The sequence below is a fragment of the Salinivibrio sp. MA351 genome, from assembly GCF_001996065.1.
GTDB lineage: Bacteria > Pseudomonadota > Gammaproteobacteria > Enterobacterales > Vibrionaceae > Salinivibrio > Salinivibrio costicola.
This window is the reverse complement of the sequence record NZ_MUFG01000006.1, coordinates 16,833-40,897: the sequence shown is the minus strand read 5'-3', so window position 1 is coordinate 40,897 and position 24,065 is coordinate 16,833. Positions and strand designations below refer to the sequence as shown.

Here is a 24,065-nt window from a genome sequence, read left to right as displayed (position 1 = left end):
CTATCTTTTATAGTTTTTGACTAGCGCATCGACCTTTTTCAGGAACTGCTCTTTAAGGTTCTCATGCTCGTAGTCGAGATGATACGTATTGTGAAACCCCACACGTAACTGTACCCCATTTCCTGCTAAATAAATGGTATAGCCGTCATAATCTGAGAAAGCGTCAATGCCATCCAAGCGGTGTCCATCTTCTATTTTCTCACCAAACTCCGTGACTATCTCAAACGCGCGAAGCAGATGGGTCGGATCGAGTTCGTTTTTCACGCTTCCCTCCTGGCTATATTATCGAAATTGTGCGCCCCCTTTAGGTCGCATCGCACGACCACGCAGTGAGCCCGCTAATACCGGTGGGGCGGTGACACCCTGTCCCGGTACACCCAAACGATTGGGCCTTGCAATGATATTGGGCAAACTGGCCAATGTATCAAGGGTAGTGTCCGGACAGGCCTTTTGGATCCCTGTACCGTAATTATAGCCATAGTTAACACAAATCACTGGCGAGCCAGCGGCGCGAGCCGCATGCACATCGCTGACCGAATCCCCCACCACCAGCAGTTCCAGGGGTGAAACGCCAAGTATGGCGGCCGCTTCGTAAATACCGTCCGGATCCGGCTTGCCAACAGACATTGCATCGGCACCCAATATCCGAGTGAAAAAATGCCCAACGCCAAGTGCTCGCAGTAAGCTGTTAGCATGCGCCGTTTGCATATCTGTGGTGCACACCATCGGGATGTGACGCTGCGATAAGGTTTCAAGGCACGCAAGCACGCCCGGGTACAGTCGAGTTTTTGGCGGTTTACTGCCTAGGTATGAGGACAAAAAGAGTGCGCGCGCTTGGTTTAACACGCGGGTCGATACGCGCCCGTCGATATGTCGAGTTAACACGCGGTGGATCAATAAATCCGCCCCATCACCAATCCAATCTTTTATTGCATGAGGATCTTCATCAGGCAAGCTTAAGCCACGTAACATACCGCTGACCGCCTCATACAGATCGTCAAAAGGGTCTGCGAGTGTGCCGTCTAAGTCAAAGCATACCGCAGAGACGCTCTCTAACTTAACCATAAAAACCCCTTTTTATTCATAATCTTAATAAAATTAAAAAAGATAGAACTGGATCAGAAATCGAATCCAACGACGTTTCAACGTTAGCAGAGAAGCTAGCGTCGTCCTATCAAAATACGACGGATAATATTTGGGATCATGGAAAAGAAAATGGATAAATGTCCGGTAAAGTACAAACTTCAGTGTTGAATCAAGCCACTAACATCATGGTGATCAAAGTCACACTTTTAGATCTTGATTGGCGATGATACCGACGTTAAACCTGTATAAAAAACCGTCATATTTTTGACTTTTTATTTAAGGGTGTGGTGTATTATTACCTAATGGCTTTCACAAAAGTGACATACGTTTGCGTCGTGATTGTCATAATCGCGCCGTATCGTGTGGCACTCAGTAGTGACAGTCGATGTATTTTTATGCGATATCTGCCTAAGCAGCCTTTGTGGCGCTATCTCCTTGTGTTAGCCGTGGCAAGCGTCGCTAGCTGGTCAGTTTACACACTAGAAAATCAACGCCAGCAGAGTCGTTTCTCAGCCGAGGTTGAAAAATACCGTTATTCATTAGGTCAATCTTTTTCACAGCTCTATGAACTTCAGTTATCAGCACAATTGTATTTGCAGCAAGAAAATGGACCAACACGCGAAAAATTCCACGCTTTCATCGATAATCACACCCAAAAGCAATCTGGACTCAACAGCGTCATGTGGCTCCCTCGAGTTAATCGCGCTGAGTTAGCACAATTTGCGGCCCAACAAGATCAGTATCATCCTTTCCCTCCTTTAAACGAGCAGGTCTGTCGGTGGGTCATGCGTAGCGATACGTTTCCCGCTTTGTATGTGTCACCACAAGCCGCTGAGGAGGGCTATTTAGGCTGGCGAGCAGATTCTCAGTGTGACAATACCCAAACCATGGAGCGGGCATATTTTAATCGTCACCCTGAGGCGCGGCTTTTTCATGACGAACAAGGCCACGGCATACGGTGGTTTGCACCAATTACTGAACGGGATGGAAAACTACTCGGTTTTCTTTCTACCACCCTATATTTTGATAGATTTTTACCCGCGTTGTGGCAAAGCAAGACGCCTGGGCCTAGTGTCGGCATGGTCGCTCAGGAGGCATTTGGTCATCAATCTGTCTTTAGTACGCATTCATCAAGCACGCTCAATCAATGGTACAACAGCCATTCGTCGGCAATATCGATTCCTATTGCCGGTAGTGAGGAGGGATTACTCGTCACCTTTACCGATATTAGGGAGTTACACACGGATCTGATTTATGCCGGTGTGGTTGGTGTACTTGTTTTATCTCTCGGGCTATCGATTCTTGCTAGTTTTTGGTCCTATGCCAATCGCCTTTTACTGGCAAAACAGATAGTGAGTCAACAAACGCAACAGTTAACCCATCAAGCCCATCATGATAGCTTGACTGGACTTGCTAATCGCACTGCACTGGATAAAGCACTAAAGAGAGCCGTACATTCAATCAGTGCGGAACCTTCAGATAGCATCACATTATTATTTATTGATCTGGACAATTTTAAAGTCGTCAACGACTCACTCGGTCATGTAACTGGCGACACCTTACTCAAAAAGTTGGGTAAACGGCTTCAGAAAGCAGTAACAGACGATCGTGTTTATCGGTTTGGTGGTGATGAGTTTGTTGTACTGCTCCACGCTGATAGCTCCTTGGCCTTGGCGCAAACCAAAGCTAAGCAACTGGTTCAAACGCTAAGTACACCCTATTACATCGAAAATCATGTGATAAATATATCTGCCAGTATCGGTATTGCTTCAGTGGGCCAATCAAATAAATCGGTGACTGATATTATCCAACAAGCCGATATTGCCATGTATCACGCAAAACAAACCCGTGAACGCGTGGCTATTTTTCAACCGGCGATGCTCGCAAAGGTCCAACAACGCTTTATTTTGGAGCAAGACTTAAAGAAAGGGCTCGAACATCATCAATTTCATCTTGTATATCAACCCATTTTTGATAGCCATAGCGAACAATTGAGTCATGCAGAAGCACTACTGCGATGGGAGCATCCCACGCTGGGCACAATATCACCGGCGGAGTTTATTCCAATAGCCGAAGAAACGGGTTATATCAATGAATTAGGTCAATGGGTATTGGAGCAAGTCGCTGAGGTGTTAGAGAATTGGCACTTGCGCTTATCCCCCGGGCAAAGCCCATCGATTACTGTGAATGTCTCGGCCAAACAGTGTCAATCTCCGACTTTTGCAGACGATATTGCCGCGTTAATTGCCGCCCATCGCTTTGATCCACATTGCCTTGGGCTCGAGATGACCGAGACTGCATTGCTTGAACATTCTGACAACGTGCAGCGTAATTTGAAACGTATTCATGCACTTGGGATTTCGTTATATCTCGATGACTTCGGCACCGGCTATTCATCACTTTCTTTGCTAAGACAATATCCGTTTAATGTCATCAAAATGGATCGCAGTTTTATTATGGGCATTGACCAACCCCATGGAAAAGCGGCGCCTTTATGTCGAGGAATGATTGCGATGGCTCACGCGGTGGGACTGACTGTTGTCGCAGAAGGAGTAGAAACCAAACAGCAACTCTGTTGGCTACGCGAGCATCAATGCGACTACCTCCAAGGCTATGTGTTATCCCGCCCTATTGAACGCCAGGCAATTGAAACTTGGATTTCGCCCAATCTAAATTCATGTATTCGGCTGGTACGCAACTGATGCGGCCGATTGGAGAGAAGCTGTTTGGGCTGCCGTTTTTTGTTGCGCAACGGGGATCTGGCTTTGCAGCCATTCTTCACGTAAAACGCCATAGCGCAGTGAATCGTAATATTCACCTTGATAGTAGCGGACAGCGCGTAAACGCCCTTCTTCGCGCATGCCTAACGCTCTGGCGCACCGCATCATGCCAATATTCCCGGACCAAGTCGTTAAGCCTATGCGATTCACCGCGTGGCGGGCAAACAGTTGGTCTATCCATAGTGTCAGCGCTTGCCGCCCTGTTCCTTTTCCCCAACATGCGGGATCAAAGATGGTGATCCCCACTTCAAGCCATCGCGTGCGCTTGTCTTCCCAATAATAAGTGACGTAACCGACGGGCTTGTTATCAACGCAGATAACTTGAGCGGTATCTCCTGCGAGAAAACGCCGGAAAAGGCCAAACCGAAACGACCAATAGGATACCGGCTCAATAGGACTGTAAGGCGCGTCGTATTGCTTCCACGCACGGGAATGGTAGATATTATGCCAAAAATAGCGCGCTTCTTGACGCTGCGCTGCGCGAATACTCACCGCAGCGTGATGGGATAAGTCGACGTCCATGTAGGCTTATTGCTCTCCTGCTCCTTGTTACCATACGATCGGCGACGGCTCTGACACGTCAGAGCGACGCATGGTGGGGGTTACCCATAAAGGCATCCAGTTTAACTCAATTAACCACCACATTGGCTACCTCCGTCTCACTTTCTTTTTAAAAGTGTAGACGCTTATCAGCGTTGACGGACAGTTTGGCGCGTCGATTGCTGAGACAGCCCAACGCCCAATAAAACAAATCCTCCCCCGATAATATGATATGGCGTTAAGACTTCTCCTAGCCAGATGACGGCGATTATTGCCGTCATCACCGGTAATAGATTCATATACATTGCGGTACGACTGGCCCCATTGAGCGCGATCGCCTGTAGCCAGATTGCCGGTGCAAGCACCGATGCGCCTAAGGCGGCAAATCCCACTAATGGGTAGGCTTCAGTCGCAATGTTTTGGCTGGGTGCCGCCAAAAGCACGGGGATCAGCATGATTACCGCGAATAAGGCCTGCACATAAACGGAGACCCAATTAGAAATCGCCATCGACCATCGTTTCAATAACACACAATACAGTGCATACGACGAGGCACAAATTAACATGAGCCCATCGCCAATGGTTGCCCCACTGGTCAACAACGTAAGCGGTTTTCCCATTGTCAGCATATAAATCAGCCCAGAGATAGATAACCCTGCACCGACAATGGCTCGCACTGTAAGTGGCTGAGACAGTAGTTGAATGCTCATAAAGAGACTGAGCATTGGGACCAAAGACATGATCAATGCCATATTCGTCGCTGTGGTGGTTTGCGCAGCAAAATAGGCGACAGACTGGTTTGTAACCATGCCAAGTAAGGCGAGTAAGGCAAGCCGCGGCGCGTAGGTTATCACCGCACGCCGCTGACGCCAAAGGGTAGGTAGGCAAAAGGGAGTAAGCACCAAGATGGCAAAGAACCAACGGTAAAAGGCCATCGCACCAGGTGCAATGACCGCCACTGACATTTTGTTTACGATGGTATTCACCGACCAAATAAAAACCGCGGCAAATGGCAACAGAACCGGCATAACTGCCTCATTGAAACGCGAATCGCGTGTAATTAAAACAGGCAGTTTACAGTGTAAATAGAAGAATGAAACCAAGTCGATAGAAACAGTTAGGGGGGGACTATGATAGGCGACCATGTCGAACGGGTTGTGCAAGCAACACAAGGTACAACTACGCGAAAAAACAATCGGAAAAAAAGCGGGCAAGGGCCCGCTCGGCAAGCATTTAGCCAAACGATGTCATGTAGACATCAAATAGGACAAAGGTATCTATCGGGAGCTATATTAACGCCAATCCGTGAATGCATGTCAGTTATGCGTCAAGCCTGTGCAAAATAACGGGGTTGTTAGCCACTCATTGCAATGTCATCTAATGCTCTAAGCACTTGCCCATCCAGGTGGCCGTCAAACACGCGTTGACACACTTTACGGCGCACCGCTAACCCTGAGATTAATTTCTCAATAGATAGGTGACGTTCCTGCTGTTGCTGATTAAAAAATTCAATTGTACGGCTAAGTGTTTCATAAGGCACCACTTGATCACCAACGCGTAACCAATCAAGCTTTTCTAGATAACCTTGACACTCTTCAGTGATCACTGAAGACGGATGCCCTGTCATTGCTGAGAGCGCGGTGATACTGCGTTGTAACGCCTCTTCTGAGGTATATTTAGAGAGAACGATGGTCAGCTCGTCAGCATTGATCTCAACCAGATGCTTGCGTTGCTTAACACGGCGTCCCAAACGGCCGCTGGTTTTCTCTTTGCGTTGGATAGGCTCAAACTCGCCATCGATGATCCCGGACAGTTGATCAAGGTCTTGGCTGGGTAAGATCTCGTTGCGCAATGGGTTTGGCATGGTTGGCGCTAGCGAGCGTTTACCTTCGTTATACATTTTAGCGCGGGAGTAACGGATCACTTCATCGACATTACATTTAATATCCATCCGGTAATCCGGATATTTTTTTTCATCGTCTTCGCGTGTCAGCGTTAGGTGATATCCCCAGAGGTTTACCGCAAAAATCGATTCAGTGACTTTGCCTTCTGCCAGTTTTCGAAGCTCTCTAATCAAATCACTCGAAAAACGTCGCCATTCAATGTTACGCGCCATTTTTTGGTTTAACTCGCTCAGTAGCATCGAATCTTCCAAACGACGTGACATACGGCTTCTGAAGAGCGAATAGAGCTGGAATACCAGTGTATGCTGACGCAAAATTTCAGGCGGGAACAAGAAGAAGTAATCACGCGTCATCAATTCTTCAAAAAACGACGGCTCCCACACCAGGATATACAGATTGGGTTTAATTTTAACTTCCCCATCTTCACCTTCTTTTGGTGCTTCCTCTGATGCGGTAATGGTCCGAGCTAAAAAGCGGAAGCGATCACTTTTAAACCCTTCAGGCATGTTTTCACTCAGCCAACGGCCGGTCAATTCGTGGAGTTGAAAATCCGTAAACTCGATTCTATCGATGCTTTCTCGGATTGCATCACGTGCCGGTCCACTGTCTTTTTTACCCCGTAGTTGCAAAATATCAGTGATGTAAATGGGGGTTTTATTGCCAATCGATTGGGTTTGTAGCTCGTAATTCGGTAAGTGGTGATCATGGTATTGCACGGTTAACGTAAATAATGCGAATAACGTCATCAGATCATCCACCGTCATGATCGACTTGGCTGATCGTGTCTCAATAATGGCTTTGGTCCCGCTGATCGCAACCATTGATTTTTGATAGGCTTTTTTTGTCCGTGGCGGCGCCAAAGCTTGATCAATGATCCCCGCCCAGCTTGTTGGAGAAACCAAAATCTGATCTTTTTCGCCAGGCATCATTGGGGGCGTTCCCAGTCCGTGCTCGCTCAGAAGTTGGCGGTTTACTTGCGTTTGTGCCAGCGCTTTAGAGCGTTTTTGTTTGACTTCATCTCGGCTTTTTTCTGTCATCAATCCCGCACTGCCAAGTGATGAAATGAGACGGCTTGGATTGACAAAGCGATGGAGCATCGTTTTACCTGCCAGCCCTTCTTCAAAACGAACCGGCTGCTGAAGAAAAAGGCCTAATTGCACCGCCGCACGTAATCGTTGCTGAATGGCAGCACGTGTTAATTGACCGTCGGTCGCGTCAACAAGCTCTGTGGTAGAGACATAGCCATCTTGAGATGAAAACCCGCGCACTGAAATCAAATTGAGCAGTTCTAAGATGCTTTTGGTCACCCCTTTAAAATGCTCATACTGCGCAAGCCAGTCGACCAGTTGTCCATGCACTTCGAAGAGATGCCCGTCTTTGTGGGAACGAGGTGCTTTTATTAATATTTTTTCCGGTTTACTGGCACTCATGTCAGTTAAGATCCTTCATAGCAGGCGTACTCAAAGCGCATTATTCTTTAATGTTGAGGTGACGAAAGCCGTAAATCGATCACACTTCCAGGGAAATCCTAATAAAAATAGATCCAAAAAGAAAGATCTTTTTTATTGCATCTTTTAACTGATCTTTATGATTATTCTGATCTAATTTGATGATCTGATCTTATGATCCGGGCGATAAAAAAACCGTAGGTAACTGATTTGTATGGAYTATAAAATAACCCTTCTCGAAAGCATGATCAACAAAGCATTGGAGGCATGATCAACATACTTCACCAACGATGATCAAGTAAGGCCTGAACCAATGATCATCAGCGTATCGCATCAATGATCAAACAGTTACTGCATCAATGATCAAGTGTATTCCACACGTTATCCACAACCTCGGAACGCTTTTATTTATTTGGATGATGTTATCAGAGCCAAACGGCCGTGTTTTCATTATGGAACAATGATCAAGTGATGCGAATTTTGCTCAATCAGACGGAATGCTGCCTATGTTGTGAGCAATATGGTGAGAAAGTCGTGTCTCGCCTGCTCAAGTTGAAATGACATTAACAGTATAATCGCCATCAGTCAGCATGTGTCCGGATGCGGAACAATGATCATGTATGATGATCTTGTTGTTCGAGAGTCAGCCTATTTCTCATCAGTCGTACGATCGGAGAAGAAAATCGCGACGGATCGTCCTGGATCCCTTGGTACGCCTGACATTGTCCGTAAATTAGCGGTTTGGATATATCGTTCCGGTTAAGATACTGGCACTATTCAATCAGAAATATAACTTGATCATCGTTCCCAGGCTTATTGAGACATTGCGGTTGAATTTGCTGGTGATTTCATCGCAATACGTACTTGATCATGCTTCCTATCTACTCATGTTATCAACGAAAGCATGATCAAGGCTATTGAATCCATCGCTTTATTTTCCTTGATCATGCTTTCGGGAAATAGGATCAAATGGCATTAATGTTCATCGCACATCGCCAAAATGTGTAATAGAGGGTCGATCCTACTGATGATATCGATGAAAAATGGTCAGTTTAATGTTGAAATATCGACAACCGTAAATTAGCCAACCAAATACAAGCTTCCGTATTTATTCGCCATTTACATTGTAAATAAGTGACACTGTGACATTTTAAATCTTACTATGATTGGCTCTGATAATATTGGTTGAATTTGACATCAATGGTGATGATATTCAGCCCCACCCTATAATTACAATTGTGAGCAGGATCTGTATTTGATTGGCATTTGTTCACCTTTTTATTGTCTTGGGTGGATTATGCTGTACAATCGACAATTATTTCTCGTGATGGCGAAAAAGAATATGGATAGGGAAAAGACGATTGAGAACCTCCGCAATATCGCGGCGCAGACAAAACAAGTGCAGTCTGATCGTGTGGAGATTGTCATGGAAGAGCGACACGATCAGCTCTTTCCGCCCATGTCGAAAGCGTTAATGGAAACACGTTCAGGGCTTACGCGGCGCAAGCTTGATGAAGCGATCTCTCGCATGGAGCAAGACGGGCATCAATTTACCAAAAATAATGCCAATCATTACTCCATTACCCTGGATGAAGCGCATCAAATTATGGACGCCGCGAATGTTCCGACGTTTCATGAACGTAAAGGCAAGACGCACAAACCTTGGGTTATAAACATTCAAAACCAAAAAGGGGGCACCGGCAAGTCTATGAGTGCGGTGCACTTAGCGGCTTGTATGGCGCTGAATCTTGAGAAACGTTATCGCATTTGCTTGATTGACTTAGATCCGCAAGGCTCGTTGCGTTTATTCCTTAACCCACAAATCAGTTTGACGGAACAAGAAGGGATTTATTCTGCCGTTGATGTGATGTTGGACAATACGCCCCAGGCTGCTGACAAAGATTTCATGATGCGTAATGTCTTGCTGCCGACACAATATCCTAATTTGAAAACCATGGCTGCCTTTCCTGAAGACGCCATGTTTAATGCAGAGGCATGGCAAGCGTTAGCAACCAGCCAGTCGCTGAATGTGGTGGAGTTATTGCAAGAGAAGGTGATTGATCCAATCAGTGATGAGTTCGACATCATTATGATTGATACGGGGCCCCATATCGATCCACTGGTTTGGAATGCGATGTATGCGTCTAACTCTCTAGTGATCCCCTGCGCCGCGAAGCGACTGGATTGGGCATCGACGGTGAACTTTTTCCAACATCTTCCCCAAGTGTATGAGATGTTTCCGGAAGACTGGCACGGATTAGAATTTGTGCGTTTAATGCCAACCATGTTTGAAGATGATAATAAAAAACAGATTTCTGTCTTAACTGAAATGAATTATCTTTTAGGTGAGCAGGTCATGATGGCGACGATTCCTCGAAGTCGCGCTTTTGAGACCTGTGCCGATACGTATAGCACGGTATTTGATTTGACGTCACAAGATTTTGAGGGCGGTAAAAAAACGTTATCAACGGCGCAAGATGCGGTGCATCGAGTCGGACTCGAACTCGAACGCGTGCTGCATAGCTACTGGTCTCAGCTCAATCAGGAGTAAAAAAGAAAAATGGCAATTAAAACCTCTGATTTAAATGCGCGCTTGTTTGCAAAGGCGGATAAACGCCGAGCAACAACATCACAAGAAGCGCAGAGCGCGGCGAGCGAGAGAGCGGCAGTGATCGAGTTAGCTGTGGCGGGTGAGCGTACCGTCGAGTTTGAACTTGTTAAAGTCCCAGCGTTAACGATCCGAGATAAAACAACAGTATTTGATAAAAATGCGCGTGAGCAGTCGTTTCTTAACGAATTGGCATTATCAGATATTCTGACCACTTTAAAAGAGCACGGACAACAATACCCGGCTGTTGGACGGTGGCTTGATGACGGTCGTATCGAGGTCCTCGATGGCAGCCGGCGCCGTATGTCTTGCATTATTGCAGAGCAGGATTTTCTAGTATACGTCGCAAAAGGGATCAGCACGCGTCATGCTAAGTTTTTGTCGGATGTCGCGAATGCGCACAAACCTTTATCCTTGTATGAACGCGGTAAAGAAATGCAAGCCATGTTAGACAGCGGTGACGTCAGTGATCAAAAGGCACTGGCGAGCGCATGTCAGTGTAGTGAAGCATTAGTCAGTGGTGCATTAAAGGCAGCTGCCCTGCCCTTGCCACTTTTGCAAGCTTACCCCAGTGTCTCTGAATTGGGGCGCCCGACTATCGTCAAACTCCACCGTTTGTATTTTAGCCTTGATAGCCAATCGCAAGCGCAGTTGGTGGCCATGCTAGGTGAGACACCATTATGGCAACAAGTTGATGCCCAAGGCGTGACACGCATTACGCGCGAAGTGACCCAGCGAATCGAGCAATATAAAGATGAGCTTGTGGCGCCGCAGCCGAGTGAAAAAGAACAAGCTCAAACCTTGTTAGAAGGACGCGCGTCTTATCGTCGGAAAGGCAATAATTTGAGTATCAATTTGAAAAAAGTGAGCGATCAAGATGCTGAGCAGATCTTGGCGCTGATAAAGGAACACTTTAACGGTTAACGCGTTCAAATCGAATAAAAAACGGCACGCCTTTGCGTGTCGTTTTTTTTTGCATGGTATCATCTTCTTTATCTGCTAAATCGACAAAACGGAACGCGTCCTATGGGGGCATCAACGACCTCATCAACTCTGCAACAGTTTTTTGCAGATTTAATTCATTCCGCCACATTGCGTGCTCATCGACAATTGGTGTGTATCGATTATCCTCTCGATTTTATCGTGGCAGCCTTTGACGAGGCCGCTACCCCGCTGGTTATCGGTCATGCTGATGAAGGATTAAGTTGGCGTCAAGCGCGTCAAAAGCTGGGGCAAGAGTGCGGGCATATCGTGGTTGAGGTGGGCGCCGATTTTAATGCCGAAGCGTTTTGCGCTATTGCAGGCTGCTGTCGGGCGGGATCATTAATTCTTTTACGACTAGCGGCGCCAAAGGAGGCATTGCCGCCTTCTGTGCAGCGTTTAGTCAGACAGCTAGAGCTTAATGAATCGGTCGCCTTCTTTCTACGTCATCAGGTGCGCAGGCCCGCGGAGGTGTTGCCTTTGCCTGGCCAACATGAGGTGAGACAAGAGAATGCGATTGAGGCGGTCAAGAAAGTGGCCACGGGTCACCGGCGTCGTCCCTTGTTGTTAACGGCCGATCGTGGTCGTGGAAAATCGGCAGCGTTGGGAATCGCAGTGGCACAGTTAGTCATGAACAAACCACGAAAAATTTTGGTCAGCGCACCGACGCCCGCGCATGCCGCAACCTTATTTAGTCATATTAAGTCAAGTTTGGGTATGAATACCCAAGGTCAGGTAATTGATTATCAAGGCAGCGATATCCGCTATATTGCCCCCGATACCTTGTTACAAGAAACACCGCTGGCGGACCTTCTTTTGATTGATGAAGCGGCGGCAATCCCATTGCCGATGTTGAGCCAATGCTTACATCAATATAGTCGCGTGGCCATTGCAACCACAGAGCATGGTTATGAAGGAACCGGACGTGCTTTTACGATAAGGCTGAAACAATTTCTGGATGCAGAGCAACCACAATGGCGACCATTGAGATTAACTGCGCCAATGCGATGGGCGGATAACGATCCGGTTGAACGTGCGCTAAATGCATTATTCTTGCTCGATGTCGATCCGCCTGAGTTACTGATCAGTGACGACCAAAGCCAACCCGTTAAGTTGTATAATATCGTCGTTCAGCGTTTATCTCCCGCACAGCTATTGAGTGATGAGGCCTTACTGCGTTCATTATTTGCTTTGTTGCTGGCTGCGCATTATCAAACGTCGCCGAATGATTTAGCACGGTTACTTGATGACGATTCAATCATTGTTTGGGTGGGAAGCGTCGCGGGCGAGTTGGTCTCTGCGTGTGTGATCAATGAGGAATGCCGTCTTAGTGCCGACTTGAGCCGGGCGGTGGTTGCGGGGCAACGTCGCCTTAAAGGCCATCTTCTCAGCCAGTCGCTCGCTGCCCATCTCGGCGATCCAGCGATTTTGCACCAGAGCCTTTGGCGAGTTGAACGAATCGCGGTAGCCGAATCTTACCGATCTCAAGGGTTAGGTCAGCAGCTTATTACTGCTGTGGCTCAGGAGGCAAGCAAGCTTGAGATGTCGTGTCTCGGGGTGAGTTTTGGTGCGACGGCTCGTCTTAGTCGATTCTGGTTGAAGCAGGGGTTTGAACCAATAAAACTTGGCTTGAAGCGCGATCAAGCCAGTGGTTGTTATTCTTTACAAATGGTAAAGCCAATCAAACGGCTAGCGTGGTTGCAAGACGGTGTCGCCTTGTTTCGTCATAGCTTACCAATTCAATGGATGACAACTCATCAGGCCATGGAGGTTGATATTGTTGGCGCTATGATGTGCTTCTTATCTGATAAGCCACTGGCAGGCTGTATAGACCAACAGATTAAAGGATTTATTGCCGGGGGCGTTGGCGTTGATGCGTCATTGGCAAGCTTACAAATGTGGTTACGTCAGCACGTTAAAGCCTTACCTTCGCATCCAGACGATAATGCGCTCTATGTATTGATCAGTCGGATTATTCTTGGCCATTCGTGGTCTACGGTATGTGCGCGGTACGGACTGACGGGTAAAAAACAAGCCGAAGCGATGATCCGTGACTATGTTACGCGCCATGACGTCAGTGAGTGAGTCAGGCCGTTTTGATAGAGCAATTGGTTCAATTTACAGTGTAAAGATAAGGAAGCGCCAAACGTATCAATTTACACTGTAAATTCACATAAGGCTGTTAATAGAAACATACCTGTTAATGCCAACATAGCTCTCTTTACAAATACCACGCTCCACGTAAATACCACACTCCATGTAAATGCAGTGCTCCATGTAAATACAGTGCTCCATGTAAATACAGCGATCAATGCAAACATAGCCGCCAATGAAACGAAGCTCGGATGAGATTTACAGTGTAAATCGTCCATAATAGAAACTGAGAAACTTACTAAGTAGTGATCAAATAAATCCTATCGTGCTCACGTTTTTACTAGAGATCCTGCTTCCAAGATGGCTAAACCTGTATAATTTATTACAAATGAGACATTTGCCCTCAGCGATCTACGACGTAGGCTAACCTAATCGTTGTTAAGGTTGTGGTGAGGCGTGGCGTTTCGTTTTATGACGAGACGAAAACAATGTCATACGGTTGGATCATCATATCGATAAAGCCGTAAGGCGTTTTTGGCAGGGAGCGACATGCTAGACGATATCCTCCGAGTTTCTCAGGATGGGCAACGTGTGTATTTATCGGCCGGTAATACTCAGCACACGAGTGATCAACCGATAGAGAAAAAACAAATTAAGGATTGGTTGGTGCATCACCAGGCCGACGCCTTCTTTTGTTTCGACGATACGATAGAGTCGGCTTTAACCAAGCTGAATACGTCCAACGATGATAGCGAGTCAGAAGACTTTATTATCGCCGAGCGACGCGATGCCACAATAGAAGCCCGTATCGCAGATGATAAGATGACGGCCTATCTTATCGTTAATGGGGCGTGTGGTGGGCGAGGTCTTAAAGGTGATGATATTCTGTCGACACTGCGTGAAGCAAATATTGTTCGTGGTATCAAAAAACCAACCTTACAAAAACTGTTGTCTGCTTCTGGACGATTAAAACCCGGTGAATATCTGGATGTGCCCGTAGCCTTTGGCCGACAGCCAGTGGCAGGAGAAGATGCGCACATTGTCTACTTAATAGAAGACCCCGCCGATCGCGTTCGTCGTCCAAGAGAGCGAGAAGATGGGACGGTAGACATGCGCGATCTCGGTGAAATGGTCATGGTGAAGCAAGGTCAACCTCTCGCAAAACTCGTGCCCGAAACGGCAGGCTATGAAGGCTTTACCGTAACCGGTTCAGTGCTCTCAACGTCATCAGGTAAACCGATGACATTAGCGGCCCACGAGGGCAGCGCATTCAGTAATAAAGATCCTAATATTCTTATTGCGACCATGGCAGGTATCCCGCGTTTGCAAAATGACGGCGTTGCAGTTGACGATGCGCTGAGTTTAGATGTTGTCGATGTAGGCACCGGTCATGTCAATTTTGAAGGCAGCGTCGTCATTAAAGGCGATGTTGAAGTCGGCATGAAAGTGACAGCGTCGGGGACGGTGACAGTCGGCGGTGTGGTTGAGTCTGCCACGATTACCGCGGGAGCTGATATTATTGTTCAGAACGGTATTATTGGTCGACAAGTTGCTGCGGACTCAGACATCAACTGCATCTTAGTGGCTGATGGCAACATAGTGGCGAAATTTGCTCAATACGCGACCTTGTGCGCAAACAAAAACGTCGAGCTGACCTTGCATGCGATGCATTGTAATACGCAAGTGGGGCAGTCGCTTACGATAAGTGACACCACGAAGCGTAAAGGTACACTGGCAGGTGGGAAACATGAAGTCGGTGAAAAGCTTCAGGCGGTCATTGTGGGGGCCAGTGCGGGGGCACATACCTATATCCATTGTTTTCCGAGGTTACCTCTTCTCAAGCGGCAAATGGTTGAACTGAATAAAGATTGGGAAGACAAAACGGCGCAACTCGATAAAGTAAAAGCGGCGGAAGCGAAGCTAGAAGCGTTACCACCCGCCAAACGTGATGCGGCGATGGTCGAGCGCATTACCTCAACAAGAGATAACTTATTTGAAGCGCTTGATGAAATTGAGAAGGCGATAGAGGAAACAGATACCACGATAGAAGCGTCCTATCGTGCAGCCAGTATCACCGCCACTAAATCACTGCTAAATCGTGTACACTGCACCATTGGAGAAGAAAAACACAGTATAAACTCTGAGCATGGCCCTTCGGTTTTGTTTTATGATAATGCAGCGATAGAGCTGAAACCCTACCAACAAAATAGTTAGCGGTGATTTACATTGTAAACGCGATTTACAGTGTAAACCCAACGACGGTGTAACCCCAATTTACAGTGTAAATGTTTTATCTTCGGCGACGTATCGTCGCACAAAAAAATCGCGTTACTGAGGTAACGCGATTTTTGATTTGAACGCTTCGCAAGCGTCTAACCCTTTAGTTCTCTTTGTCCGTATTACTGAAGATATACCCTTGGAAGCCATTAACGAACAGTTCAGAAAGATGAGCGAGCTGCGCTTCTGTCTCAACCCGTGTGGCAATGGTCGTGATATTTAGATTGTGCGCTGTACGACAAATGGAGGCCAGGACATTGTCTTGCGCATCGTCCTCAATATGGCTTGTATACGCGAAATCAATTTTAACGTAATCGGGCTTAAAGCGTTGCAGATAATCAAGCGATTGAAAATTACGGCCGTAATTATCGACCCCGAATTGGAAGCCGGCTTGACGAATTTGATCCGTGAGCAGACCCGTATGATCGGCATAGCGAACAAATGCTCCCTCTGGAATTTCAAAAAGTAGTTGGCCGGCAAGTCTACGGTGTTGACTCAAGATTGTCCCCAGCCAGCGAATAAAGGATGCGTTGGTTATACTACTCAAGGTCAAGTTCACGGCGAGAGGGCCAACACTTGGATCTTGGTCTAGTGTTTTAAGCACATGTGAAACGACGTGTTTATCTAGAATCTCGCCCATTTGAAGTTGTTCTACCGCCCCTAAGAAATGACCGGCGCCATAATAGTTGCCATCTTTTTCAATTGCTGAGAACACTTCCTGATGGAGGCGGTTGGACTGACTGTCAGTGGCTGACTGATATTTGAACACAAAGAGTTCTTTCGCGACGGCCTCATGAAGCAGTGCTTTCCATTGCTGTTTGCCCATCGCCGCATCACCAATAGAATGGTCGATTAAGGTCAAAGGGTGCTCAGGCGTATTTCGTGCCTGTGAGAGTGCGTTGTCAGCTTGTGACAGCAATACACTGGCCTTTTGGTTGCCGCCGCCATTGACCGCTAACCCGACAGCAACCTTGGGTTGTATCAGCTCTGATGGATCCGCTTGCATGTCGACGACTATGGCAATGACGCGTTCGCCTAATACAAGCAAATCCTCAGAATCGGTGTTGGGTGCCAATACGACAAACTCGTCTTTGCTCAACCTTGCCGCTGTCATGTTATCGTCGCTGATAATGGTGGTTGTTAAGTGGTTGGCGAACTGCTCTACGACAAGATCGCCGGCTTCAAACCCCTGGTTTTCATATGCGTCGCTGATAAGGTCCACTTTGATGAGCGCCATTCCACCAATGCCAGACTCTGTTAACCAAGAATTAAGTTGAGCGACATAAAAGCTACGGTTTCCAAGGCCTGATACTGGGTCACGATAAGCGGCTTTTCGCAGGCGGTCTGCCTCTTTTGCTTGTTGTTCAAAATAACGCTTAAGTTGGTCTGTCATGACATTGATCGCATTAACGACCGTTTTGAGATCGGTCGTTGGTGGCAGAGGAATGGGATCGCCAAATTTGTTTTTTGCAATCTCGCCTGCTTTTGCGGTAATACGAGCAAGCGGTTTTAGGGATCGTTGCAGTTGCCAGCCGATTATTAATGAAGCAATGACAAAGATGATTGCCATGATTGTGCCGAGTTGAACAAAGGACTTCCATAGTTGTTTATAGGCGTAGCCAGGATGGGCAACGACTTCTACTTCAGCAAGTTGCATCCAGCCGCTGGTGATGGTTTGCTTTTCAGTGATGACGGGGAAAATATCTAGATTGATAAACCACTGCGGCACACCTTGGATTTGGACAGGATATTCTCGCGTAATCTCACTGTTATCAGACAACAAGGTAAGATTAACTTCACGATAGAATCCTCCATCAAAAAAAGCGTTTATCACTGATTCGGCTGCCACCTTATCATCCGATTCAAGGTAGGGTGCGAGCGCTAGCCCCATTGAGTTCACGGTATTGTTGACATCAGAGGTTTGTTGACTGAGTAAAAAATTCCGCGTGGTGTTGAGTTCTATACCGAAGACGCCCAGCACTATGCAGAAGAAAATCACCAGCATCCACGTAAATATTTGATTGAATAACGTCATCGGTGTTTACCTATCGTATTGTCTAATCGGTTTTTGCATTTCTAGCGACTCGACACGAGTGCGCAAATCATTCCAAAGGCCAAGCCTTGAGGCGTTGCCCGCTAGTTCACCTTGTCCACGCTCTTTCATTAACCATAATCGGCTACCATTAAAACTATAGATAGGTAACAGATCGCGGCGTAATGACGCGCGTTTAATCTCTGGGTCTAAGTTGTCTAATAGCACCGGCTCGGAAGAAGGGGTTGGGTAATAAGCGACGACCATATGGAATTGGTCAAGGCGGATGGCTTTGACGTAAACAAGCCGCAACTTTTTATCATCGATTCCTAATTCTCGTAGCGAAAAATACTTAGCGATACTAAAATCTTCACAATCGCCAGCAGCAGCACCAAGAAATTCAAGCGGCGTTGCCCAGTAGTCTTTTTGGCCCCACAAGTCGATATCATCAACAAAATACAGTTGGTTGAAAAAATCATTGACGCGGTCGAGCTTATCGAGCTCTGATACATCTTGACTATTTTCGACCATATTCCGCCATGCGGTAACGCGTTTACCTGCACGATCACCGTAAAAGTTAGCGACTTTATCGACCCAGCGTGCTTCCTTTGTCGTCAGTCCAACCGTCCCAAATGAGATAAACAGGATCAGGACAATGATGTGCCATCGCTTCATTACTGATTGTCTCTCTCTTCTAAGGACTTAGTGACATCGCTTGATGCGTCGTTATGTCCAAACATAGTTTAATTTGACCAAGGTCTACTCAGTTTGCCATACCTTAAACATGAGTCATAGCAGTGCAAGATGGCTTTCTAAAAACGCAACTTACTGATATCAAAATAATGTCGAAAATACTGCGCCTCGATGGCCTTTTCCTCGTATCAGTGTGGGTACCTTCAAGTTTAGATGAGCGAGTCACTTTTCACCGTATTGCTAGGAACAGGGTGACTTTGGTTAAACCATAAAAAGTCGCCTGGTAGGCGCCATGTATAGATGAAAATCAACTTGTTAATCAGCGTTTTCCTGCGCAAAATAGTGGAAAGTAAATGAATGGGAGAGAGCAATGGATTTGTCCGATATTCGACGAGAATATACAAAAGGGGGATTGCGTCGCGACGATTTGCCGAGTACGCCAATGGATCTGTTTGAGCACTGGCTGCAGCAAGCGATTGATACTCAGGTGCCCGATCCGACCGCGATGACGATTGCGACTGTTGATGAGCATGGGCAGCCTTTTCAACGCATCGTGTTATTGAAAGATTTTAACCAAGATGGCTTTGTATTTTATACCAATCTAGGCAGTCGCAAAGCGCTACACCTCAAGGAAAATAGCCAAATTAGTTTGCATTTTCCCTGGCACTTTATCGAGCGGCAAGTCCACATTATGGGTGAAGCCGTGCCTTTGAGTAAAAAAGACGTTTTTAAATATTTTACGTCTCGTCCAAAGGAGAGCCAAATTGCGGCGTGGGCGAGTAAGCAGAGTGAACGATTGTCTGCGCGATCGGCGCTAGAGGGAAAATTTTTAGAGCTGAAAAAGCAGTTTGAGAAAGGTGAAGTGCCGGTCCCCACTTTTTGGGGCGGTTATCGTGTGATACCTAAGAGCATTGAGTTTTGGCAAGGCGGTGCGCATCGTTTGCATGATCGATTCTTGTATCAACGGCAAAAAGATGAAAGCTGGGACATTGAGCGCTTAGCACCGTAAACCTGCGGAAGAGGCCAATATAGCGATATATTGGCCTCTTTGTTTGTCGTTTTGTGTCATTAATCTCGAAGCACGATAGAGAGCTGTTGGGTTAACAGGCTTTCTGGTATTGCAGATCCAAACCCTTGCGCGAGTGCGCGTTCAAGTAGCGCCGCTTTGGAGTCAGCCTCGAACTTCTCGCGTAAGTGCGCAAAGTGGTTTTCGATGGTTTTGACGGAAACGGATAAGGTGTTTGCAATGCTCTGCGGCTTTTTGCCGTGTAAATGAAGGAATAGAACTTCCTGCTCACGCGCAGTGAGATGGATATGTGATTGGTGGTGGTGATGATCCGTTTGCGCTTCTTCCGGATGTGTCACCGCATGACATATCCAGTGACCCACTTCTAAAATAGCGGTATCACTCAGCTCTTGGCCACAAAACATCACACCGCATACTTCGCCCTTGTCATTATACCAAGGCGTTTTTGTAAATAAGTGCGCGTACCAGCGGCCGTTCGCGTAAGGATGAATGTCGAGTACACGAAGACGCTTACCCGTTTCCATCACGTAATGATCCTGTGCCTGAAATTGACGCGCAAACCGTGTGGTAGGGCTAGGCATATCGTAGTCAGTTTTACCGATACAGTCTTGTGGCTGTTCGAGGCCGATGAGCCGGCAATATTCAGTGTTGGCATAAACAAACACTGAATGCGTGTCTTTACAGCCCCAACAACCGGGGAGCTGCTCAAGCATAGACAAAGCTGGAGGCACGGGGGAGGGAGAGAGCGGGTGATTCATATAGCTTACCGACGCGTTATTATTGTTTTGAGAGTAACGATTCTGGGTCGATAGTGAAAAGTCGACAAGCTATTGGAGCATAAAAAAAAGCCGGCATAAAGCCGGCAAAGACAAGATTTCCCCAAAGGGAGTTATCCTGTACGACGTGTAGAAGAGGTTGTCTAGATAATTCACTCATACCATGAGGGTAGTTGATATAAGCTCCTTATCTGACTGCACCTAACAGTGTTAGGAACTGCAAACGCGTCTATCGGGACAAATTGCGTTTACGAGCTTTACTATATCTAGAAGATTAGACGTTGGGTAGGGGGGCTTTGACCTATTGACACAGGATAAAGCAACTTAATATCAAGATTGTTATGCTGCAAGATGGCAGAGCCGGTAATAGGCGAGTTAACTTTGGGTGGGTAAACGTAGTAAGCGTAAGTAAGAAACGTCCGATATAAAAAACGCCGCTTTTTTAGCGGCGTTTGTTTTATATGTGGGTGAATGCTTAATTTAGCGAGTTTTAATGTGTCTGATAACTCGAAAACCAAGGTAATTAGCACTGGTGTTTTCACCCAACTCTAGACGCTCAGAGGCACGTGAACGCTGAGGAGAGAAGTTCCAAGCGCCACCACGTGCAAGCGGCGTGTCGCTGCCAACCCACTCCCAGACGTTACCCGCGGTGTCATAAACACCGAATGGATTAGGCGGAAAGCTTTTCACGGGCGAGGTACGATCGTTAGACCAGACTGTGCCGCTCCAACCGGTGTTCGCATTTCCCACGCCAATGTCATTGCCCCACCAATAGTCACTTTCTGTGCCGCCGCGTGCCGCGACTTCCCATTCAACGTCGTTAGGAAGTGCATAATGTTGCCCAGTTTGCTGGCTGAGCCAATCAATATAGGCGTTGGCGTCGTCTTGGTTAACACACACAACGGGCGAATCGGCCGCTTGATCAAAGCCTGGCTGCCGCCAATCTGATTCTAAACTTTGACTGATTTCACCGTTTACCAGCATGTTACAGCCATTGCCTTGTTCCGCGGCAGTGACATACCCAGACGCAGTGACAAAGGCATCAAACTGCTCGACGGTGACAGGTGTGGCGCCTATCGCAAATGATTGCTGAATTGCCACGTTTTCGCGCGCATCAGGGCCCACTTTGTACTCACCGGCGCCAATGACGACCATTTGCGGTGCTTCCAGGTTTTTTGCAACGGGATCAGTAAACTTTTTGCCTGGACTGGGCGGCTGGTTTGGTTGCTCTCTAAGCTTGGCCCATACCACTTGATCTTTACCTAGATAAATTTCTCGATCATAGGGAATAAAGCCGGGTTTGGTCACCGTCAGATCGTGATTACCAACCGGTAACATCAGCTCGACTGGTGTACTGCCATAAGTCACATCGTTGATGGTTACGTTGTCATCATAACGGTTAGAGCGGACAGTCACGTTTACCCAACGTTTTGCCTGCTGCTTTCGCTGTGCTTGTTTCTGTGCTTGTGTCGTCTCAACACAGTATCTGTCTTCCAAATCAAGCAAACGGCATGAGGCTGTCTTATCCGGACGACTCACCAGCTCTGCTTTTATCCGAGTAGTGTAATCCGTGCCGCCGGTAAAGCCCGCGTCCATGATCTCGCTGTTGGTCACGTGAATATTGAACGCCACGTTATCAATATTTTGTTTCACAGCGTCTGATTCGGTAACAAAGTTGGTTACCTGACCACGGAACTCTCGAATGGCTTTCTGCATGGTCAAGGTCTTGCCTTGATTTGCACAGGAAGACAGTGTCATGTTTGGCGAACAAGTCAGGCTATGGACAACCTCAATGGTGTCTTTCTGCGTTAGCTCTTTGCGCAGACGCTCTGCACGGGCTTCGCGCATCGCTTCATGCAAGTTTTCTAACGTCGTTGCCAGCAATGCTTGCTCACGCTCGAGTTTTGCCAGATGTTTTTTCTGCTCAATAATCGCGGTTTCGTTGGCAGCCTGTTCGCGCTGCTGATCATTCACCTTCTGCCATGTTTGTTGGTAGGCCTGCTGATACGGGCTAATATCTGTGCTCGGATCGGCAATTAAATCCTGAAATTTTGCATCGAGCTCTGCTTTTGCATTGCTGCGTTTGCGCTTCAGGTTGCTCAGCTCATCTTCTAACGTCGCGCGCTTAACCAGAAGGTCATCCAACTTCGCCTGCTGCAGAGCCAGTTCATCGTTTCGAGACTCCAGTGAATCTTCTTTATCACGGAGTTTCTCTACCAACTCACTGACCGGATCGAGATTATCAGCGGAAGACGCGTTTTCAGCGAACGCCAACTCGGTTAGCAGTAGGGGAGGGAGCGCTAAGCATAACGCTTTTAAATATTTCGTTGTCATAGTTCCCTTGCTTACGCATGTCGCAATAATAATACCTATGTCCAAAAAGTAGACTATCACGGAAACCCGTGTTGCCACGCAAACCGTGTTAATTATTTGACGGCAGTCAGCATTCTGCGACGTGATCGGTGCAACTGTGCTCATGGTTTTAGGTTTATGGAAGATTACCTTAAGCGGTCCCATGCTTCAAATAAGATTGCATGATGACGGATTAAATCGGAAGAATGATCAAGGGGTTGATCGCCCGCGATCGCACCGAAACGATGATCAAGAGAGGCTTGTCCCCATCGAACCTTGACTAATGCCTTGATATTAAATTGTTTAGTTAGATTTATATCGTCTTTTTTCATCTTGTTAGTCTTGCCTTTTCGATGATCAATCGTAAAAACATGAGGGATCCTTCGCATTTTCAAGGTCAAAATGACATTCGCCGTAAAAAATGCGGTACTTGATCATAGTTCCGAAAAATTGCCATGATGGAAACCACATCCTGTGTGATTGGTCGTTTTAGCTATTAGTTATCCGAGAACAATGGTTAGCCGAGAACAATAGTTAGCCGAGAACAATAGTTAGCTGAGAACAATGGTTAGCTGAGAACAGAGAAGCATTCGCGAATGGGAAGAAAGCGTGCCAGAATAAAGAAGGGTTAACAGACGATGAGCCAAAGATCGTGAATAAGGGAGGAGCATAATGGCTGCATCACCGAAGGTTTCAGAAGTCATTGCCTTACCCAGACAGCCACGGCACCACAGTCATGACTACAAACAAGTGGTCATTGGGCTGCAGGGGCAAACGGAGTTTGATGTTGGTGGACGAGGAAGTCTTATTGGTCCAGGACAGGGCTGTTTAGTCGCGGAATCTCAAGAACATGCTTTTACTGGCGTGGGACGAAACGAAATTTTAGTGATTAACCTTCCTTCGCAAGAATGGTCAGAGCAAGCGTTAATGCATGAAAATATTGCGCGCTTATTTGCTCGTGAGCCGTATTTTCAATTAGATACTCACGCACAAATACTGATCAAAGCATTATCGGCAGAGATGATTGCCAATCCCTCCGATCCTTTGCTCAGTCGTGCCTGTGCCGATACGTTAATGTGTGTGTTGCACCGCCACTTCCGGGATCATGTCTCTCCTCGTCGCGATGGCCATCGATTAAATATGGATATTATCGATCGCTATATTCATCAGCATATCAGCCGTAAGATCACAGTTGCGCAATTAGCGGGCAGTGTTTTCTTGGCAGAAAGCCAGTTTCATCAATTATTTAAACAACAAGTCGGGACCACTCCGCATCAATATGTACTGGATAAACGCTTTGCAATGGCAAAGCAGCTTATCAAAGACAGTGATCTGACCATGGCTCAAATTGCAGACAGTTGTGGTTTTTCTAGTCAAAGTGGATTTACTAATGCGTTTTCGCGCTATTTTGGTTTGTCGCCCGCCAGGTTTAAATGCACACCTTAAGCCAAAGATTATCGCAATTTA

At 46.8% G+C, this 24,065-nt stretch carries 17 protein-coding genes; 7 read left to right on the top strand and 10 right to left on the bottom strand.

Going from position 1 to position 24,065, the window contains the following annotated elements; all coding sequences use genetic code 11:
• Positions 1-264 carry a DUF3081 domain-containing protein gene (locus BZG78_RS05300; RefSeq protein ID WP_025674936.1) on the bottom strand — a complete coding sequence of 88 codons (264 nt, stop codon included), beginning with the start codon at positions 262-264 and terminating at the stop codon, positions 1-3.
• 18 nt (positions 265-282) lie between these two features.
• On the bottom strand, positions 283-1,065 hold the full coding sequence (locus tag BZG78_RS05295; protein WP_077460824.1) for an HAD-IA family hydrolase: 783 nt from the start codon (positions 1,063-1,065) through the stop codon (positions 283-285).
• 416 nt (positions 1,066-1,481) lie between these two features.
• On the opposite strand from BZG78_RS05295, the gene BZG78_RS05290 reads away from it, so the two are divergent.
• Positions 1,482-3,788: an EAL domain-containing protein gene (locus BZG78_RS05290; protein ID WP_025744787.1), complete on the top strand. Its 2,307-nt coding sequence runs from the start codon at positions 1,482-1,484 to the stop codon at positions 3,786-3,788.
• Here BZG78_RS05290 and BZG78_RS05285 read toward each other — a convergent pair.
• From BZG78_RS05285 to BZG78_RS05275, 3 genes are all read right to left on the bottom strand, one after another.
• Complete coding sequence (locus BZG78_RS05285; protein WP_077660580.1) at positions 3,762-4,388, bottom strand: GNAT family protein; 627 nt, start codon at positions 4,386-4,388, stop codon at positions 3,762-3,764. The genes BZG78_RS05290 and BZG78_RS05285 overlap by 27 nt on opposite strands.
• Before the next feature lie 167 nt (positions 4,389-4,555).
• Positions 4,556-5,434: a DMT family transporter gene (locus BZG78_RS05280; RefSeq protein ID WP_077460821.1), complete on the bottom strand. Its 879-nt coding sequence runs from the start codon at positions 5,432-5,434 to the stop codon at positions 4,556-4,558.
• A gap of 326 nt (positions 5,435-5,760) precedes the next feature.
• Positions 5,761-7,740, bottom strand: coding sequence for a replication initiator protein RctB domain-containing protein (locus BZG78_RS05275; RefSeq protein WP_021024047.1), 1,980 nt, complete (start codon positions 7,738-7,740; stop codon positions 5,761-5,763).
• 1,360 nt (positions 7,741-9,100) lie between these two features.
• Between BZG78_RS05275 and BZG78_RS05270 the strand changes: the two genes are divergently transcribed.
• The 4 genes from BZG78_RS05270 to BZG78_RS05255 all read left to right on the top strand — a co-directional run bounded on the left by BZG78_RS05270 (position 9,101) and on the right by BZG78_RS05255 (position 15,655).
• Positions 9,101-10,309, top strand: coding sequence for a ParA family protein (locus tag BZG78_RS05270; protein WP_077660579.1), 1,209 nt, complete (start codon positions 9,101-9,103; stop codon positions 10,307-10,309).
• Positions 10,310-10,318: 9 nt separating this feature from the next.
• Entirely contained in the window at positions 10,319-11,290 is a 972-nt protein-coding gene (locus BZG78_RS05265; protein ID WP_077460820.1) for a ParB/RepB/Spo0J family partition protein, read from the top strand.
• Between the two features lie 102 nt (positions 11,291-11,392).
• The gene (locus BZG78_RS05260; RefSeq protein ID WP_077660578.1) at positions 11,393-13,432 is read left to right on the top strand and encodes a GNAT family N-acetyltransferase; all 2,040 of its coding nucleotides are present in this window, start codon (positions 11,393-11,395) and stop codon (positions 13,430-13,432) included.
• A gap of 558 nt (positions 13,433-13,990) precedes the next feature.
• Positions 13,991-15,655, top strand: coding sequence for a FapA family protein (locus tag BZG78_RS05255; RefSeq protein ID WP_077460818.1), 1,665 nt, complete (start codon positions 13,991-13,993; stop codon positions 15,653-15,655).
• 166 nt (positions 15,656-15,821) lie between these two features.
• Here BZG78_RS05255 and BZG78_RS05250 read toward each other — a convergent pair whose 3' ends face one another.
• Positions 15,822-17,753 (bottom strand): EAL domain-containing protein, encoded by a 1,932-nt coding sequence (locus tag BZG78_RS05250; RefSeq protein ID WP_021024052.1) that lies wholly within the window; start codon positions 17,751-17,753, stop codon positions 15,822-15,824.
• 6 nt (positions 17,754-17,759) lie between these two features.
• The gene (locus tag BZG78_RS05245; RefSeq protein WP_077460816.1) at positions 17,760-18,425 is read right to left on the bottom strand and encodes a transglutaminase-like cysteine peptidase; all 666 of its coding nucleotides are present in this window, start codon (positions 18,423-18,425) and stop codon (positions 17,760-17,762) included.
• A gap of 388 nt (positions 18,426-18,813) precedes the next feature.
• Between BZG78_RS05245 and pdxH the strand changes: the two genes are divergently transcribed.
• A complete protein-coding gene (gene pdxH, locus BZG78_RS05240; protein ID WP_021024053.1) occupies positions 18,814-19,452 on the top strand; it encodes a pyridoxamine 5'-phosphate oxidase in 639 nt (212 codons plus the stop codon).
• Between the two features lie 59 nt (positions 19,453-19,511).
• On the opposite strand, the gene BZG78_RS05235 is transcribed toward pdxH, so the two are convergent.
• The 3 genes from BZG78_RS05235 to BZG78_RS05225 all read right to left on the bottom strand — a co-directional run bounded on the left by BZG78_RS05235 (position 19,512) and on the right by BZG78_RS05225 (position 22,930).
• Positions 19,512-20,228: a helix-turn-helix transcriptional regulator gene (locus tag BZG78_RS05235; protein WP_077460814.1), complete on the bottom strand. Its 717-nt coding sequence runs from the start codon at positions 20,226-20,228 to the stop codon at positions 19,512-19,514.
• Between the two features lie 498 nt (positions 20,229-20,726).
• On the bottom strand, positions 20,727-22,580 hold the full coding sequence (locus tag BZG78_RS05230) for an SUMF1/EgtB/PvdO family nonheme iron enzyme (RefSeq protein WP_077660577.1): 1,854 nt from the start codon (positions 22,578-22,580) through the stop codon (positions 20,727-20,729).
• A gap of 164 nt (positions 22,581-22,744) precedes the next feature.
• Positions 22,745-22,930: a hypothetical protein gene (locus tag BZG78_RS05225; RefSeq protein ID WP_077669804.1), complete on the bottom strand. Its 186-nt coding sequence runs from the start codon at positions 22,928-22,930 to the stop codon at positions 22,745-22,747.
• A gap of 340 nt (positions 22,931-23,270) precedes the next feature.
• Between BZG78_RS05225 and BZG78_RS05220 the strand changes: the two genes are divergently transcribed.
• Entirely contained in the window at positions 23,271-24,044 is a 774-nt protein-coding gene (locus tag BZG78_RS05220) for an AraC family transcriptional regulator (protein ID WP_021024058.1), read from the top strand.
• Positions 24,045-24,065: the final 21 nt, after the last annotated feature.

What these genes read in the sequence shown, in the direction of transcription:
- BZG78_RS05225 (WP_077669804.1), bottom strand. Translation starts at nt 22,930, where the DNA reads ATGAAAAAAGACGATATAAATCTAACTAAACAATTTAATATCAAGGCA.
- BZG78_RS05265 (WP_077460820.1), top strand. Translation starts at nt 10,319, where the DNA reads ATGGCAATTAAAACCTCTGATTTAAATGCGCGCTTGTTTGCAAAGGCG.
- BZG78_RS05260 (WP_077660578.1), top strand. Translation starts at nt 11,393, where the DNA reads ATGGGGGCATCAACGACCTCATCAACTCTGCAACAGTTTTTTGCAGAT.
- BZG78_RS05255 (WP_077460818.1), top strand. Translation starts at nt 13,991, where the DNA reads ATGCTAGACGATATCCTCCGAGTTTCTCAGGATGGGCAACGTGTGTAT.
- BZG78_RS05235 (WP_077460814.1), bottom strand. Translation starts at nt 20,228, where the DNA reads ATGAATCACCCGCTCTCTCCCTCCCCCGTGCCTCCAGCTTTGTCTATG.
- BZG78_RS05285 (WP_077660580.1), bottom strand. Translation starts at nt 4,388, where the DNA reads ATGGACGTCGACTTATCCCATCACGCTGCGGTGAGTATTCGCGCAGCG.
- BZG78_RS05250 (WP_021024052.1), bottom strand. Translation starts at nt 17,753, where the DNA reads ATGACGTTATTCAATCAAATATTTACGTGGATGCTGGTGATTTTCTTC.
- BZG78_RS05245 (WP_077460816.1), bottom strand. Translation starts at nt 18,425, where the DNA reads ATGAAGCGATGGCACATCATTGTCCTGATCCTGTTTATCTCATTTGGG.
- BZG78_RS05280 (WP_077460821.1), bottom strand. Translation starts at nt 5,434, where the DNA reads ATGCCGGTTCTGTTGCCATTTGCCGCGGTTTTTATTTGGTCGGTGAAT.
- BZG78_RS05220 (WP_021024058.1), top strand. Translation starts at nt 23,271, where the DNA reads ATGGCTGCATCACCGAAGGTTTCAGAAGTCATTGCCTTACCCAGACAG.
- BZG78_RS05270 (WP_077660579.1), top strand. Translation starts at nt 9,101, where the DNA reads ATGGATAGGGAAAAGACGATTGAGAACCTCCGCAATATCGCGGCGCAG.
- BZG78_RS05295 (WP_077460824.1), bottom strand. Translation starts at nt 1,065, where the DNA reads ATGGTTAAGTTAGAGAGCGTCTCTGCGGTATGCTTTGACTTAGACGGC.
- BZG78_RS05230 (WP_077660577.1), bottom strand. Translation starts at nt 22,580, where the DNA reads ATGACAACGAAATATTTAAAAGCGTTATGCTTAGCGCTCCCTCCCCTA.
- BZG78_RS05275 (WP_021024047.1), bottom strand. Translation starts at nt 7,740, where the DNA reads ATGAGTGCCAGTAAACCGGAAAAAATATTAATAAAAGCACCTCGTTCC.
- pdxH (WP_021024053.1), top strand. Translation starts at nt 18,814, where the DNA reads ATGGATTTGTCCGATATTCGACGAGAATATACAAAAGGGGGATTGCGT.
- BZG78_RS05290 (WP_025744787.1), top strand. Translation starts at nt 1,482, where the DNA reads ATGCGATATCTGCCTAAGCAGCCTTTGTGGCGCTATCTCCTTGTGTTA.